The following is a 16374-nucleotide window of genomic DNA, read 5'->3' on the forward strand; positions in this document are numbered from 1 at the left end:
ATATGTTGTATTCTCTAGCCCGCCCTTTGTTGTTTACTTTAGCACCAGAGCGTGCACATGAGCTGACATTATTGCTGTTGAAATCTTCTCACAAGATGGGAATGATGCGTCAAAACGTGGCGTCTAAACCAGTGACATGTATGGGAATCGAATTTCCGAATCCAGTTGGTTTAGCAGCCGGTCTTGATAAAAACGGTGCTTATATCGATGCGCTGGCGAGCCAGGGCTTCGGCTTTATTGAAATTGGTACAATTACACCACTTCCACAATCAGGTAACCCTGAACCGCGTTTATTTCGTTTACCGAAAGCAAAAGCCATTATTAACCGTATGGGCTTTAATAATGATGGCGTGGATCAGCTGATCGAAAATGTCAAAGCTGCAAAATTTAAGGGCGTACTTGGGATCAATATCGGTAAAAATGCAGTCACACCTGTTGAAAAAGCAGTTGACGATTATCTGATTTGTCTAGAAAAAGTTTATAACTACGCTTCTTATATTACGGTTAATATTTCATCTCCTAACACAAAAAATCTTCGCAGCTTACAAAGCGGTGATGCTTTGACTGAACTGTTAGAGACACTCAAGAAACGTCAACTCGAGTTGGCGGATGAAAATCAACATTATGTACCCTTAGTACTTAAAGTTGCACCAGATCTAGAACCTGAAGACATTAATTTTATTGCACAACAATTGTTAAAATTTAAAATTGATGGTCTGATTGTTACCAATACGACTTTGTCACGTGAAGGTGTTGAAGGCCTTCCATATGGTGATGAAGCTGGTGGTCTATCTGGCGCGCCAGTCTTTGAGAAAAGTACGGCATGTTTGGCGGCTTTTGCTAAAGTATTAAACGGTCAAATTCCATTGATCGGTGTGGGTGGTATTTTGTCGGGCGCGGATGCTGTTGCGAAACAAAAAGCAGGAGCAAGCCTTGTACAAGTGTATAGTGGTCTCATATATACAGGTCCGACACTTGTAAAAGACTGCGTAGACGCATTGTAAATATCATGAATACCATTGATATCTTTATACTGATTATTTTGCTCATTGGAGGGCTTAACGGTTTGCGTCAAGGATTTGTAAAAGCCTTTGCGAACTTCATTGGATGGATTCTTGCACTTGTCATTGCGGCAAAGTATGCAACCGTCCTTGCACCTTCGATGACATCTTTAAGTACAGATCCAGTGGTACAGAAGATTGCCGCGTTCGCATTTATTGTATTGTTGATTGTAGTCATGACTTGGGTCGCGACATGGTTATTGAACAGTATTTTGAAAACATTAAAGCTTGGTCCTCTAAATCGACTGGCAGGTGGTGTTTTCGGAAGCTTAAAAGGATTGTTGGTGGTGTTGATCACTATGCAGGGACTAGGTCCTTGGGTGGAAAGTTCACCACATTGGAAACAATCTAAAATGGTTCAGTCATTATTGCCATATGCGCCTTGGGCAACCGAATTGTCCAAAGATGCTGCAAATCAAGCACTTCATCATATTCAGTCTGAAGATGCTCAGAAATCTTCAGACCTACCATCTGAGTCGCAGAACAAGCACGGACGTTCTGGATCGGGTGAGTCAACAAATAATCCTTTTTATTAACCCTAGCTTGTCTGCGAGGTTGCTATGTGTGGAGTAGTTGGTATAGCTGGTAAATCACCTGTTAACCAAATGTTGTTTGATGCGTTAACGATGTTACAACATCGTGGACAGGATGCAGCCGGGATCGTAACTTGTCAGGATGGTCGTTTATTCCTGCGTAAAGATACGGGTATGGTGCGTGATGTGTTCCACACACGTCATATGCGTGCATTACAGGGTAATTATGGTATTGGCCATGTTCGTTACCCAACTGCTGGTTCTTCAAGCAGTGCTGAAGCTCAGCCATTCTATGTAAACTCACCTTATGGCATCACGCTTGCACATAACGGTAACTTAACCAATGCTGCTGAAATTCATGATGACTTGTTCACGACTGACTTACGTCACATGAACACCGATTCAGACTCAGAAGTATTGTTAAACGTATTTGCTCACGAATTGCAAAAACGCGCAAAACTTACACCAAGCGCTGAAGATGTATTCCACGTGGTTTCACGTGTGCATGAACGTTGCAAAGGTGGTTATGCGGTTGTTGCTATGATCACAGGTCAGGGCCTTGTGGGTTTCCGTGATCCAAATGGTATTCGTCCATTGATCTACGGTTCGCGTGAAACTGAAAATGGTATGGAATATATCATTGCGTCTGAATCTGTCGCAATTACAGCGCTCGGCTTTAAAGTTGAGCGCGATATTGCACCGGGTGAAGCAATTTATATTACTGCTGATGGCGTGATGTCGACCAAGCAGTGTGCAGTAGCCCCTGAATATCGTCCTTGTATCTTTGAATACGTATATTTTGCGCGTCCGGATGCAACCATTGATGGTATTTCAGTTTACAAAGCACGTTTGAAAATGGGCGAAAAACTTGCTCAGAAAATTCTGCGTGAATGGGGTGATGAGCACGATATCGATGTCGTGATCCCAATTCCTGATACTTCACGTACTTCAGCGCTAGAGCTTGCAAATACTTTAGGTGTGAAATTCCGTGAAGGCTTCATGAAGAACCGTTATATCGGTCGTACCTTCATTATGCCGGGTCAGCAACTTCGTAAGAAATCTGTGCGTCAAAAGCTTAACCCTGTAGAGCTAGAGTTCCAAGGCAAAAACGTACTATTGGTTGATGACTCGATTGTTCGTGGTACAACTTGTAACGAAATCATTCAAATGGCGCGTGATGCGGGTGCGAAAAAAGTATTCTTTGCGTCTGCTGCACCGATGGTGAAATATCCAAACGTGTACGGGATTGATATGCCAGCCAAATCTGAACTGATTGCGTCAGAACGAAGTGTAGAAGAAATTCGTGAAATCATTGGTGCTGATCGCCTAATTTTCCAAGACTTGGAAGATTTGAAATCTGCAGTACGTACCAAGAAAGTCCCTGAGTTACAGGACTTTGATTGCTCGGTATTTGATGGTAAATATGTGGCAGGCGGTATTGATGCTGAATATTTAGCAGCATTAGAGCGTAAGCGTAATGACTCTGCAAAAAATGAAAAGCCAGCTTATATCGATGTCAACATTGATGCGGCTTCTGTGGATTTAACAGGTGTTCGCGAAGAATAATCTGCTGAAAACATACTGAAAAAGCGGGAATTTCCCGCTTTTTTCATTTATGATGAGCAAACAAAAGACAATGTAGCTTAAGGGTATTACATTGAGACGTGTGGGTTATGATTTTATAAAAAACAAAAATATGTTTTGGCCTGTCACCATGTGTATGGCGGCAGTGTTTTTGACCGTCGCAATTATTAATGTAATTGTCGGTTTAATTGTGGATTATTATGATTCCACTCAGTCTATTTATTGGCATGTACTTAGCCCATTTTTAGTGGCTGCTGTGCTGCTGATTATGTTGGTTTCAGTTCTCTATGATTTTTACACCTTTCGCTTAGGCGGCTATTCACTTGCAAAACAGTTAGGTGCGCGACGTCTGAGTCTGATAGAAAGTATTCCTGAAGAAAGTGTTGCACTGCGTATGACGGAGCAACTGGCAGATACCTTTCTAATCGATACTCCTGCACTTTATGTCTTACCTGATGAAGTGGGTGTGAATGCGCTCACCGCTGGTTTTAGCCCTCGAGATACATCGATCATTTTAACCTGGGGTGCCTTACAAACCCTAGATGAGATGGAAATGTATGGTTTGCTGAGCCATGAATTTAATAAGATCTTGTCGGGGGAAGCTGCTGAAAATACCCGTTTGAAAATCTTATATAGCGGTTTGACGACCTTTAGTCAGTGGGGCAGTAAAATTGCAAAACGTGGTTTCTATAAAAATGGACAAGCACGGGACAATAAGTTTGAAACGCTCTTTGTAGCGATTGGCGCAGTTATTTGGTTGATCGGTAGTTTAGGTGTTTTGATTTCCCGCTTTATTAAATATATCTCTTTGGGTTCTCGAACCTATCGTAATGACCAGAAAACTAAACGTCTGATTCAAAATGATGCCAATATTCAAACCTTATTAAGGATTTATGTGCATCATTCAGGTTCGCAAATTCATAGTGAATATGCGGAATCGATTTCTCATATGTGTTTTGCAAACTCACTCAGTCCGCAAAACTGGATGAATATTCACCCAAGTATTGAACAGCGCATTTTTGAATTAAATCCGGCGCTCATTCATGACCTGCAACTAGAAAATTTAAAAAAACTGCGAAACCAACCGCTATTTTATTTGTTCCGTTCACTAGAAGAAGCCAGTCCAGATGTTGCAACTCCATGGAACTCGCCACAACCATTACCTTTACTGCGCTTGTCACCGATCAGTTTTGCGATACGAGATGCAATTAAACCGTTGAACCCCGAGATTCGTGAAAATTGGCAGCGGCCTGAATTGATCCAACGTGCCTTGCAAACAGCAACGGGTTCGCGTGAGGTGATGGTTGCTATTTTAATGATTCGTCAGTATCGAGAGTTTATTCCGACTGAAGCTGAAGTGAGTCGTGCGATTGTGGATGCCTTATTGAATCTTGATGGTCGTGTGCATATCTCCATTTTTCATGAGGCATGTAAAAATATTGGTACCATGCCAGCAACAATTTCACGGCAGTTCTTAACCAAGCTGGCCAAAATTATTCAGGAAGATGGTGAAATTGGTTTGCTCGATGCATTACTACTTGAAACAGTCAAATATGAGTTAAATCTGTTGCCTGCACATACACCTACATCTTTAGAAGATGTAAAACCGAGTATTGTGCGTTTGATTGATGCCTTGTTGCATGTGCAACAAATTAACAGTGATAACCAACTCGAAGTGCGTGAAAAAATCCTCAATCGAATCTTAACGAAAGAAGAACTAGAGTTCTATCGCGATATATCTGATGAGCCAATTGATTTGGCTGAAATCCTAAATGATATTTCTGGGCTGCTGCTGCGTGAGCGGTTAAGCATTCTTGGGGTTGCTGAAATATGTTTATGGAATGATCGAATTATCACGCAAGATGAGTTGGATGTTTTGCAGCTACTATATTGGCGTATTGGATTTGAATCAGCTGAGATAGTTGAACTAATGCAAAAGAAAAATAGTTTAATGATCGTATAATTATTTATAGCGGCTTGATTTATGAATAAATTGTTTAATTTTAAGTCAAAAGTAGTCTGAGCAAGTCTACATAATCATTAGAGAAATAGAGTGGTCTAATTGATTTATAAAAGTTCAGCAAAACAGAGTGAATCCCGTTAGAATAACAAGCCTTGAATAGGTGAAAATGAAAGCATGATTGGGCATCAGCGAAGCATAATGGCGGCAATGGGAATTGATATATGGATTCCTCAGGCGGCTCCGTGTCAGCAATTTAGCTCAAATATTTGGCGAGATCAGGCGGCTCCTGAAATAGTCTCTGAAATTCTACTCAAAAATGAGCCTCAGCCAACGCCTGTTTCATCACAGACTGAGCTTAAAAACAACGTTGATGTTGTTGTAAATCAACCTGTAGAAGCACCTAAAGATGAACTAAAGGTTGTTGAGCCTGTTGAAGTTCGTCCAATTGTTCAAATACCTTCGTTTAACTTAGAAGCCATCTGTTTAATGCACTGTGTTATTGTCATTGATGCCACAGAATTAACGGCAGAGCAGCAAGTTTTGTGGAGCAATATTCAGCGCGCAGTCAGTGCCGATTTCTTTGCTTTACAGTGGCCTTTTGGCTGGGTGAATTTGCAAGATGGTCGTGGTGCAGCATCTTATGTACAGGGTTTTATCGATGCGATGAGCTTGGATAAAAATGTCATTTGTCTAGGCGATATTCCGCATTTAGAGCATGCGAAGGTGTATCCATTGGCATCTTTACAGCAAATGATTGAACAGCCTTTATTGAAAAAACGCCTATGGCAATTTATGCAAAATAAGGCAGGACAAAATACTTAAATTACGTAAATGGAAAATTTATGCAAAAAAAAGTAGTGGTTTTTAGTCAAATAGAGCAAGAAATAATTCAACGTTTAGAACAGCAATTTAAAGTTTTCCAAATTAGCCCTAAATTGGGCGATGTGAATCAGCAAATTCTTGAGCATTCAAAAGATGCTGACGCCATGATCGGTGCGGGACGTTTGTTGAATGCCTCAAATTTAGCCCATGCATCACAATTAAAAGTCATCTCAAGTGTAAGTGTCGGTTATGACAACTATGATCTAGCATTTTTAAACCAAAAAAATATCTGGTTGAGCCACACTCCACATGTATTGACGGAAACTACAGCAGATTTAGCATTTACTTTGTTGATGAGTGCAGCACGTAAAGTGCCTGTATTGGATCAATGGACCAAACAAGGGCAGTGGAAGCGTACAGTGGGTCCTGAGCAATTTGGTATGGATGTCTTTGCTAAAACTATTGGTATTATTGGCTTAGGACATATTGGCGCAGCCATTGGGCGTCGTGCTCGCTACGGCTTTAATATGAATGTACTCTATCATAATCGCCGAGAAAAAATTGAATTGGCTGAATCGTTATCAGCGCAATATTGTGATTTGGATGATTTGTTGCAACGTGCTGACTTTGTGGTCGTTGCAGTGGATTTAAATGCAGAATCGAAAGCTTTAATTGGTGAACGTGAGTTGGCCTTGATGCAATCGCATGCGGTATTGGTCAATATTTCACGCGGTTCAGTGATTGATGAAGCCGCTTTAATCGATGCATTAAGTCGTGGTCAAATTTTTGCAGCAGGCTTAGATGTTTATGAGCAAGAGCCACTTCAAGAATCGCCATTATTTACATTAGCCAATGTCGTGACATTACCCCATGTAGGTTCAGCTACAGCGGCAACTCGTAAACGTATGGCGGAATTGGCTTATCAAAATCTAGTGGATGTTTTGGTACATGAGCGCGCGCCACGCTATGTGGTCAATCCAAAATTTGAATAAACAATCACAACAGTTTTCTCCATAATTCACCAAAATTCAATGCTATATTCGATGAAGTACGAATATGAAATTTAGAGAATAGACTTTGAAAAAGATTTTACTGGCATGTGGTCTCGGGCTTTGTTCGACATTGGCGCAGGCGCAGTCCGTAGATTTTAGTTCATCCCCACAATTTTCTGTGCCTGAAATAGGTAGTGGCGTCGGCTTGTTGGATCAACAAAAAGAGCGTGCCATTGGCGAGAAGGTGTATCGTGAGGTGCATCGTCAACTTCCTGTGACTGAAAATCCGTGGATGGAAGATCGTCTTTTATCTGTCTTTACGCATATTTTGAGCCAAACCCAACTCAACCAACCGGTCGGTTTGTTATTAATTAATGATCCACAAATTAACGCTTTTGCTGTGCCGGGAGGTTTATTTGCATTAAATGCTGGATTAATTAATTCAGCTCGCAACATGGATGAAGTGGCAGGGGTGATGGCGCATGAAATTGCACATGTCTCACAACGTCATTACAGTCGTTCACAAGAAGCTTTTAAAGGGCAAGGTTTATTGTCACTAGCCGGTATTTTGGTCGGAGCCTTGGTGGCCTCACAGGCAGATGGTGATGTCGGTGCGGCTGTAATGATGGGTTCACAAGCCGCTTTGATGGATAAACAGCTAACCTATAGCCGCAATCAAGAACGTGAAGCAGACCGCATCGGGATGCAGTATATGTACCGTGCAGGATACAATCCGCAAAGCATGGCTGACTTTTTTGAAGTGATGCATCGCTCTACGAGTCGAGTGAGCTTTCTGCCTGATTTTTGGTTGACACATCCTTTAACCACGGAACGTATGAGCGAGGCGCGCTTACGTGCCAATCAGTTGCCTCAAGTTAAAACTAGTTTGGTTGATCAAGATTTTGAAATTCTGCGCTGGTATAGTCGAGTATTGTCAGGTCAGGCGACTGAATTGCAATTAAATGCGATGGTGGCGCAAAAGAATTATGCAGCTGAGTTGGCTTTGGTGAGCTTGCATATTAAACAAGGCGACTTTAGTGCTGCTCAAAAGTTATTAAATGAAGCGGCAAAACAAAATTCATCGCATGCACTTTTTATTATTTTACAGACCGATGTGCTGTTGGGTCAAAACAAAGCGGCCGCTGCCGTGAACGCTGTGAAAAGTTCGGCAATCATCATGCCTGAAAATCGGGCATTAAATTATAAATATGCAGAGGCTTTGATTCGAAACAAAGAATATACGCAAGCACAACTGATTCTACAGCGATTTTTACAAGCAAATCCGCGTGACTTGAGTGGTTGGCGACTGATGTTGCAAATGGCTGATGCAGACAAAGATGCAAGCTTCCGTTCGGTCAATGTGCTGCGATATCGAGCTGAAGTAGAGTATTGGGGTGGGGATGAAGAGCGCGCGATTAAATCTTTGCTACAGGCGCAGCGCATCGCCAAAGACTCGAAAAGTCTTGCTGCGAAAATCAAGCAACGCGTAGACGAAATGCAAAATGAACGGAAATTAAAAATATAAAGATTTCAAATGTGATGCACTTATCTATGTCGATTATAAAGTGCAAATTGTAGTTTTAGTGGTTTAGATTAATCAGTGTAAACTAGCTGGATGTAAAATGTTTATGATTAAGAACTTACAAATGAAAAATATGATTTTGGCGGCCTGTCTGTTGGGCTTAGCAACGAATATTGCAGCAGCTAGTGCAGAGCAATATGTGATCGCTGTGAATGATATTAACGAAAAATATAAAACAGATGTACGCCAATTTTTTAGTCAGTTAGACCCGCAGCAACAGGGATTTAAAGCAGACCAGCAAGTGAAATACTGCGGTATTGTTCAGACTTATGTAAATGATCTATATCGTGCTGCAGACGAAAATCGTGCATTTTTAGATCGTGAGTACCGTAATATGAATAAGCAGGATGTGATTCAGCAGGTGATCGCATCAAAAGAGATGCAATTATTAAAAAAATATAATGTGCAATGTGCCCTAAATTAAAAATAAATTTATAAGCATTTTAAATCATCACGAGAAACTGAATAAAAATGAAACTCGATGATTTTGAGATGAGTCATGGCAGAATCACGCTTCAGTTGATTCAGCGCCACGATGCAAAAGCACTTTATGAGGCTATTTGTCAAAGTATAGAAACCTTACGAATGTTTCCTGCAAGTTTGGTTTGGTCCTTACAAGAACCTAATTTAGATGCTTCATTGGCATTTTGTGATTCGAGAGTGTTGGCAGCGTTAAATCAGGAAAATTTTGTTTACGTGATTCGTGAGCAACAGTCGCATAACTTTTTAGGTGTCATGGATATTCATCAAATCAATTGGATGGAAAACCAAGCTGCTGTTGGGTTTTGGGGAAATGTTGAATTTAAAGGGCAGGGTTTGATGACTGAAGCCTTGCAGTTATTTGTGGATCAATTATTAAATGGTCTAGGATTTCAGCAATTAAACGCTTTTGTAGATGTGGAAAACAAGCGAGCGCGACGTCTATGTGAACGAGCAAATTTTAAATTGATTGAAATCGATGAAGCGGCAATTCAAAATCCAGTAGATGGAAGTTGGCGAGATATTTGTAAGTATGAAATCGTTAGATAAGAAAGAAAATTATAAATGATGAATAAATTTGAATTTGGATAATTTGGCTATTTAAGTCATCAGCGTACTTAAATAGACCAAATCAAACAATATAGATGAAAGATTAAGAGAGTTTCGCTTTAATTTTAGCTGAAACTTGTGCAGGATCGGCACGTCCGGCTATGAGCGGACGTAGAGAGTTCATCACCTTACCCATATCTTTCATGCTAGTAGCTTCTTGCGCAGTAATTGTTTGCGCAATGATGGAATCAAGTTCTTCCTCAGTCATAGCTTCTGGTAGAAATTGAGATAACACCTCAATCTCGGCTTGTTCCTTACTAGCTAAATCATCTCGATTTGCACCTAAAAAGGCTTTAACCGATTCTTTGCGTTGTTTGATTTGCTTTTCAATGACCGCAAGAACTTGCTTATCGTCAAGCTCTATGCGCTCATCGACTTCGATTTGCTTGATTGCTGCCTGTAGACTACGTATTACCGTTAACTTGTCCATTTCTTTAGCACGCATAGCGGCTTTTAAAACTTCAGTTATTTGGTTTTTTAAAGTAGTCATTTATCTTGTCCAGGTTAGTCAATCAATCACAAATTAATCTTAGTAAAGGCGAGTAGTACGTACTGATTCGCGAGCCAATTTCTTTTGGTAGCGTTTAACAGCAGCAGCTTTTTTACGTTTACGTTCTTGAGTTGGTTTTTCGTAGAATTCACGTTTACGAACGTCAGCAAGAACACCCGCTTTTTCGCATGAACGTTTGAAACGACGGATAGCTACGTCTACTGGTTCGCCTTCTTTCAATTTAACTTGTGGCATGAAGAATCCTCATTAAGTTATGGATAAGATCTCGGGTCGAATTACCCTTGATCACAAGTGAAGGTCAGTATTTTACTCATTTACATCTCATATCACAAGTCTATAATAGGTTTCGCAATATTTTGAAATGGGCAAAAGGCAGTTTAATGATCGTTTTAGGCTTGGAAACTTCGTGTGATGAAACAGGACTCGCACTCTACGATAGTGAGCAAGGATTACGCGGACAAGTATTGTATAGCCAAATCAAACTGCATGCAGAATATGGTGGTGTGGTACCTGAATTAGCTTCACGTGACCATGTGCGTAAGTTAATTCCGTTATTAAAACAATTGCTTGAAGAAAGTAAAGTTGATAAATCAGAAATTGATGCAATTGCATATACTCGCGGGCCGGGCTTGATGGGTGCATTAATGACAGGCGCATTGTTTGGTCGTACGTTGGCATTTGCACTGAATAAACCTGCAATTGGTGTACATCATATGGAAGGTCATATGTTGGCGCCTTTGTTGTCTAAAACTCCACCAGAATTTCCATTTGTGGCACTTTTAGTCTCTGGCGGACATACTCAATTGATGGCTGCTTATGGAATTGGTCAATATGAATTATTGGGTGAGTCGATTGATGATGCAGCAGGTGAGGCATTCGATAAAGTCGCTAAAATGATGGGGCTACCATACCCAGGTGGTCCAAATATTTCGAAATTGGCGATCAATGGCGACATCAATGCCTTTGAATTTCCACGTCCAATGCTACACCAAGGTTTAGATTTTTCATTTAGTGGTTTAAAAACTGCCGTTTCAGTTCAATTGAAAAAAGTTGAAGGCGAAGGTCGTGAGGCGGATATCGCTGCATCATTCCAAGAAGCGTTGGTTGATACATTGGTGAAAAAATCAGTGAAGGCCTTAAAACAAACTGGTTTAAAACGTTTAGTTATTGCCGGTGGTGTAAGTGCAAACAAGCGTTTACGTGAGCGCTTAGAAGCTGACTTGGCAAAAATCCGTGCAAATGTGTTTTATGCAGAACCTGCGCTGTGTACAGATAATGGTGCAATGATTGCGTTTGCAGGTTATCAGCGTCTTAAAGCGGGTCAGCATGATGGTTTGTCTGTTACAACTACACCGCGTTGGCCGATGACGGAATTAAGTAATCCAAACGAAGCGTAAAAATCGTTTAAAAAGGAGGCTAAATTAGCCTCTTTTTTTTGGGGAAATGAAAAAAAATTATAGTGAATGTTATGTTCATCTATCTGAGTCTTTTGTTATGCTAAGTTTTCAACTTAACTAAAAAAATTAAAGATGAATAAATTATTAGCACTAGGATTTATGGTTATTTCTTTGTCTGCTTGTAGTACGAAACAAGAAACAGCAACTGAGCTAAAGAGTACTTTTAAGAACTCTTTTGAATGTCAGACATTGTTAAAGGAAATTGTAAATCAGCATTTTAATTTACGTGGTATTCCAACAAGTGCATTGAAATTTACTGTATCAGCAAAATCTGAAAATGAAGAACAAATTCAAATAGATGCCTTGAAAAATGACGTATCAGAAGCAACCTCAATAGGGAAATTCAAAGTCTTAAAAAATGAAAAGCAAATTTTTGATTCAACTTTTGAAGATACAAATATGATTAAAGTTAATTTAAAGGAAAATATAAGTGTAATTGATATATGTTTTTCACAAGCATAGCGCAATTATAAACTCAAAATATTAGGCATCAGAACCTTATATGTGAATCGCTCAACTCAATTTAGCGAAATAATGAATGTTCAGAATTGTGGTCACGCGATTTATTCACTAAAAAAGTTAAAATATAGTTCGATAAACTTAAAAGCAGCCAATGATGACATAGCTGCTTTTAGCTGAAATTGTCTGACTGACTTTGTAGAATTTCTATTTTCAGATCATAAAAATTTTGTAAACGTTATTTTGCCAAAGCCTTTAGATTTTCAGACCCAATCCAATGCTTTGAAAACTGATAAGCAGCACGCCCTGAACGTTGCCCACGACCTTGACACCAACGCAGTGCTTCAGCACGCGCTTCATCTGTCCAAGGCATTGCAGCTTTTGCCAAATAGTGTTCAACGATTTCTAAATATAAATTTTGATCCATTGGGTAAAACGACAGCCACATCCCAAAGCGGTCAGAAAGAGATATTTTTTCTTCAATCGCTTCTTGTGGATGGAGTTCAGTATATTGAGGAACATCTACCTTGGTTACAGGTGTATTTTCATGCATGAATTCAGGTAATAAATGGCGACGGTTGCTGGTAGCATAAATAATAAAATTACTTGAACCTGATTGTAATGAACCGTCCAAAACACTTTTTAAACTGCGATAGTTTTCATCTTCAGCATTAAATGCCAAATCATCACAATACACGATAAATTTTTCAGGCCGATTTTCAATTAACTTTTGAATTTCTGGCAAATCAGATAAATCATCACGCTCAATTTCAATTAAACGTAAACCTTGGTCTGCATAATGGGTGAGCAGAGCACGGACGATGGATGATTTACCTGTACCACGAGAGCCAGTGAGTAAAACATCATTGGCAGGTAAGCCTTTTAAAAACTGTAAAGTGTTTTGAATCACTTTTTCTTTTTGACGTTCAATCCCTTTTAAGTCTTCTAAATACATGACTTTGGGCTGTTGAATGGCTTTAAGCTGTTTATCTTGCCATTTAAACGCGATACTCGAAAAATCGGGTGCTTGTTTAAGCTCAGGCAAACTGTGCTGTAGTTGTAAGAGTACAGTAGATAGCGATTGAAGGATGTTGTCAGGTAAATCAATTGTAGCCATGATAAGTCAGCTTGTCGTGTCTTGTTGTTGGTTAGTATATGACAGCAGTGTACATCAATAATGCAGTTATAATCGCTGAAATATGTCAAAGTTAAATGATTGTTCTGGCAGATCTACGCTATTCGAACAACCCAAAAGTTGTTATAAATCTAGCCGAGTGAACAGTTTAAAATGTGCTGAGGGATAGTCATGTTGTTTACAGAGTTTTCAAAAAGTATTAATCCACATCAGGCATATCGGATCAAAAAATTAAAGCGTCAGCTCGACCGTGCTGAATGTTATGAAGAATGGAAGGATATCGCACTAAAAATAGATGAAGAATCGGGTGCGCAAGAATGGAAACTCGATAATAGTTCACCGTATTTTGATGCAGAAATTATTACTCATCGTTTAGGGTTACTGAGACGATATCGAGCTCAGGAACGTACTCGAGATTTGATGTACATTTTAAGTGAAGGTTTAACTTATGATGTGGGCAATATTGCCCATCCCTTGCTGTTTACAGAAGCCTACGTCGGCACCAAAAAAATTATTGAAGACTATGTTGATGAGGTGAGTCAAAGTTTGGCCTTTATTGCATCCGAAGAATGCGTTTGTCTCAATGCTGCACAAAAAATTGAATTCTTTGAACAAAGCCAAAAAGCCTATGGACAACCTGTATTGATGTTTTCCGGCGGTTCAACTTTAGGCTTGTTTCATACCGGTGTGTGTAAAGCGCTGATGGAACAAGACCTCATGCCAAAAGTTTTGTCAGGTTCCAGTGCTGGCGCCATTATGACAGGGATGTTGGGTGTATCTAAACCGTCAGAATTTACCAATTTATTAAACGGACAAAACTTCTTTAGTGAGGCATTTCACTTTCGGAAATTGACTGAGTTAGTGCAGGGTAATGGCGGCTTGGCGGATGTAAAATATCTGAAAAAGTTTTTGGTTGAAAACTTAGGTGACTTAACTTTTTCCGAAGCCTATAAGCAATCTGGTCTGCATATCAATGTGGCAGTTGCGCCTTATGATGCATCACAAGATGCAAGAATTATGAATGCCTATACCTCACCCGATTTGTTGGTATGGAGTGCAGTGCTGGCATCATGTGCAGTGCCCATTCTATTTCCACCGGTACGACTGACCAGTAAGCGTTATGACGGGCAATTTACGCCATATATGTCGGCAACACGTTGGGTAGATGGTAGTGTGCGCAGTGATTTCCCACAGGAGAAAATGGCACGTCTATATAATATTAATTATAGTATCGCCAGTCAGGTCAATCCGCATATTGTGCCGTTTATGCAGGATGATGCTGCACGCTTTCGTAAAAGCATGTTGAGTTGGCCTGAGCGGATCGTTCGTCGTCAAGGTAAGGTGATTAGTAAAGGGGTTATGGATTTTGCCCGTGAGCGCGCAGGAAGTATTCCACCGGTTAGACGTTTGCTTGATCATGGTTATGGCGTGATGGATCAGCGTTACTATGGTGATGTCAATATTGTGGGAAAATATGGCTTAAGACACTATAGTTATATGTTGCAAAATCCTCGACCTTATCTGTTTAAGGTATTGCAACGTGAAGGTGAAAGAGCCACATGGCCGAAGATTTCATTAATCGAAACGCAAGCCCGTATCGGTAAGACCATTCAGCATTGTTTGGAATTATTAAATTATCAAAATGAACCCAGCCAACGACATGCAGAGTTTATTGCGGTTTAAATCCACAGATTTAACGCAAATCATTTATGAGCCAAAAACCAAATCTAAAAGTTTGGTTTTTGGGCGTCGTCTATATCAATTTCAATTCAATCAACAACGTTATTGGCTCAAGGCGCAAGTCAGTGACAGCAGTCCTGAACATGTAGCTAGTTTTGGTCGTGAAATTGAGCTGTACCAACTATTTAGTCAAGCGTCTACACAAAACAGCATCACGCTACCTTTTCAAGTGATAAAACAGTCGCATCTCAGTATTCAGCAAGAGTCTATTGATCGCCTATTAATACTCCCGAATGCCGAGCCTTGGTTCGTACAGCCTGCATCGAATTTGAGCCTTGCGCAGGTGAGGCAAGTGCTATGGCAAGCACTCGATGTGGTTGAACGATTAAGCTTGCACGGTTGGATACATGCAGATTTAAAACAAGAGCATTTTGTGAATTGGCAAGGGCAGTGCAGACTCATCGATTTTGAGCAAGCGTTACCTTTAGAATTTGATCAGTTAGATGCCTTAACTGCGACACCACGTTATATGGCTCCAGAACTTTTCCATGGACAAGCGAAATCTTTGCACAGTGATATCTATGCGCTGGGGATTATTTTTTTGGAATGGCTGACATCACAGCGTTTAGAGGCGAAAAACTATGAAGATTGGGCCTATTTACATTGCCAACGCTTAAAGCTTGATCTGCCACTGCAATATCAAGGGTTTACTCAGCTATTGCAACACATGTTGATGAAGCAAAAAAATGACAGATTGGTGGATTTTTATCGCTTAAAAAGCGACTTAGTTGCTGAATTTGCTTAAGAAAAATACAAAAAAAGCACTATTGTTTTTTATTTAAACAAACAAGATGCTTTTTTATAAAAAAGGCTTGTCATGTAGGGGTGATCTCTATAATATACACAGCCATCGGGGACGTGGCGAAATTGGTAGACGCACTGGATTTAGGTTCCAGCGCCGCGAGGTGTGAGAGTTCGAGTCTCTCCGTCCCCACCACTGAATTACTAAACATGAGTTTGGTAATGAAGGTTACAGAGGATTGGTGTAATGGTAGCATGACGGTCTCCAAAACCGTTCGTCAAGGTTCGAATCCTTGATCCTCTGCCAAGTTTTAAAAAGTCTGACATTGTCAGCAACCCTGTTGGGGACGTGGCGAAATTGGTAGACGCACTGGATTTAGGTTCCAGCGCCGCGAGGTGTGAGAGTTCGAGTCTCTCCGTCCCCACCACTTAATTTATTAAGTTGCCAAATAAACAGGTTTTTAAAACAAATTAAAGTCTGACATTGTCAGCACCCGAGTTGGGGACGTGGCGAAATTGGTAGACGCACTGGATTTAGGTTCCAGCGCCGCGAGGTGTGAGAGTTCGAGTCTCTCCGTCCCCACCATTAGATTAAGCAAGGTTTTATACCTTGCTTTTTTGTTTTTGAAATTCGAAAAAATCAGTGTCTCAAACGTGGTTTTTTTGAAAACATAATCTAATGAAATAAATCTAATGAAAGATGAT

16 protein-coding genes and 4 tRNA genes are annotated in these 16374 nt (G+C 40.3%); 17 read left to right on the forward strand and 3 right to left on the reverse strand.

From position 1 onward, the window contains the following. The first annotated feature begins 2 nt into the window (after positions 1-2). From FTT94_RS09605 to FTT94_RS09645, 9 genes are all read left to right on the forward strand, one after another. Positions 3-1004, forward strand: a complete 1002-nt coding sequence (locus FTT94_RS09605) for a quinone-dependent dihydroorotate dehydrogenase (RefSeq protein ID WP_180170683.1) — start codon at positions 3-5, stop codon at positions 1002-1004. A gap of 5 nt (positions 1005-1009) precedes the next feature. Beyond that, positions 1010-1597 (forward strand): CvpA family protein, encoded by a 588-nt coding sequence (locus FTT94_RS09610; protein WP_078188866.1) that lies wholly within the window; start codon positions 1010-1012, stop codon positions 1595-1597. A gap of 24 nt (positions 1598-1621) precedes the next feature. Next, positions 1622-3160 carry an amidophosphoribosyltransferase gene (purF, locus tag FTT94_RS09615; RefSeq protein ID WP_078188865.1) on the forward strand — a complete coding sequence of 513 codons (1539 nt, stop codon included), beginning with the start codon at positions 1622-1624 and terminating at the stop codon, positions 3158-3160. A gap of 91 nt (positions 3161-3251) precedes the next feature. Then, on the forward strand, positions 3252-5141 hold the full coding sequence (locus FTT94_RS09620) for a M48 family metalloprotease (protein WP_180007308.1): 1890 nt from the start codon (positions 3252-3254) through the stop codon (positions 5139-5141). A gap of 174 nt (positions 5142-5315) precedes the next feature. Next, a complete protein-coding gene (locus FTT94_RS09625; protein ID WP_180022456.1) occupies positions 5316-5963 on the forward strand; it encodes a hypothetical protein in 648 nt (215 codons plus the stop codon). Positions 5964-5983: 20 nt separating this feature from the next. Then, positions 5984-6955: a D-glycerate dehydrogenase gene (locus FTT94_RS09630; RefSeq protein ID WP_180170684.1), complete on the forward strand. Its 972-nt coding sequence runs from the start codon at positions 5984-5986 to the stop codon at positions 6953-6955. Between the two features lie 85 nt (positions 6956-7040). Continuing rightward, positions 7041-8480, forward strand: coding sequence for a M48 family metalloprotease (locus tag FTT94_RS09635; protein ID WP_180170685.1), 1440 nt, complete (start codon positions 7041-7043; stop codon positions 8478-8480). Positions 8481-8601: 121 nt separating this feature from the next. Continuing rightward, a complete protein-coding gene (locus FTT94_RS09640) occupies positions 8602-8961 on the forward strand; it encodes a hypothetical protein (protein WP_111885700.1) in 360 nt (119 codons plus the stop codon). Positions 8962-9008: 47 nt separating this feature from the next. Beyond that, entirely contained in the window at positions 9009-9566 is a 558-nt protein-coding gene (locus FTT94_RS09645) for a GNAT family N-acetyltransferase (RefSeq protein WP_180170686.1), read from the forward strand. A 103-nt stretch (positions 9567-9669) separates the two neighbouring features. Here the strand turns inward: FTT94_RS09645 and FTT94_RS09650 are convergent, their stop codons facing one another. Together FTT94_RS09650 and rpsU are read right to left on the reverse strand one after the other, a co-directional pair. Next, the gene (locus FTT94_RS09650) at positions 9670-10116 is read right to left on the reverse strand and encodes a GatB/YqeY domain-containing protein (RefSeq protein WP_078193617.1); all 447 of its coding nucleotides are present in this window, start codon (positions 10114-10116) and stop codon (positions 9670-9672) included. 39 nt (positions 10117-10155) lie between these two features. Further along, positions 10156-10371 (reverse strand): 30S ribosomal protein S21, encoded by a 216-nt coding sequence (gene rpsU / locus FTT94_RS09655; RefSeq protein ID WP_001136722.1) that lies wholly within the window; start codon positions 10369-10371, stop codon positions 10156-10158. A 146-nt stretch (positions 10372-10517) separates the two neighbouring features. Between rpsU and tsaD the strand changes: the two genes are divergently transcribed. Further along, complete coding sequence (gene tsaD / locus FTT94_RS09660; RefSeq protein WP_078193616.1) at positions 10518-11534, forward strand: tRNA (adenosine(37)-N6)-threonylcarbamoyltransferase complex transferase subunit TsaD; 1017 nt, start codon at positions 10518-10520, stop codon at positions 11532-11534. 132 nt (positions 11535-11666) lie between these two features. Continuing rightward, positions 11667-12056, forward strand: a complete 390-nt coding sequence (locus FTT94_RS09665; protein ID WP_180110621.1) for a hypothetical protein — start codon at positions 11667-11669, stop codon at positions 12054-12056. A gap of 235 nt (positions 12057-12291) precedes the next feature. Here FTT94_RS09665 and FTT94_RS09670 read toward each other — a convergent pair whose 3' ends face one another. Further along, positions 12292-13170 carry an ATP-binding protein gene (locus FTT94_RS09670; RefSeq protein WP_180170687.1) on the reverse strand — a complete coding sequence of 293 codons (879 nt, stop codon included), beginning with the start codon at positions 13168-13170 and terminating at the stop codon, positions 12292-12294. A gap of 189 nt (positions 13171-13359) precedes the next feature. Here FTT94_RS09670 and FTT94_RS09675 point away from each other — a divergent pair, with 189 nt between their 5' ends. The 6 genes from FTT94_RS09675 to FTT94_RS09700 all read left to right on the forward strand — a co-directional run bounded on the left by FTT94_RS09675 (position 13360) and on the right by FTT94_RS09700 (position 16255). Next, a complete protein-coding gene (locus FTT94_RS09675) occupies positions 13360-14871 on the forward strand; it encodes a DUF3336 domain-containing protein (RefSeq protein WP_180170688.1) in 1512 nt (503 codons plus the stop codon). Further along, positions 14849-15673, forward strand: coding sequence for a protein kinase (locus FTT94_RS09680; protein ID WP_180026843.1), 825 nt, complete (start codon positions 14849-14851; stop codon positions 15671-15673). The genes FTT94_RS09675 and FTT94_RS09680 overlap by 23 nt, the downstream gene beginning before the upstream one ends. A gap of 107 nt (positions 15674-15780) precedes the next feature. After that, positions 15781-15865: transfer RNA gene (locus FTT94_RS09685), tRNA-Leu, on the forward strand. A gap of 37 nt (positions 15866-15902) precedes the next feature. After that, positions 15903-15976, forward strand: a tRNA-Trp gene (locus tag FTT94_RS09690). Positions 15977-16012: 36 nt separating this feature from the next. Beyond that, positions 16013-16097, forward strand: a tRNA-Leu gene (locus tag FTT94_RS09695). A gap of 73 nt (positions 16098-16170) precedes the next feature. Continuing rightward, positions 16171-16255: transfer RNA gene (locus tag FTT94_RS09700), tRNA-Leu, on the forward strand. Positions 16256-16374 lie beyond the last annotated feature (119 nt).

Source organism: Acinetobacter sp. YH12027, from assembly GCF_013420085.1.
GTDB lineage: Bacteria > Pseudomonadota > Gammaproteobacteria > Pseudomonadales > Moraxellaceae > Acinetobacter > Acinetobacter amyesii.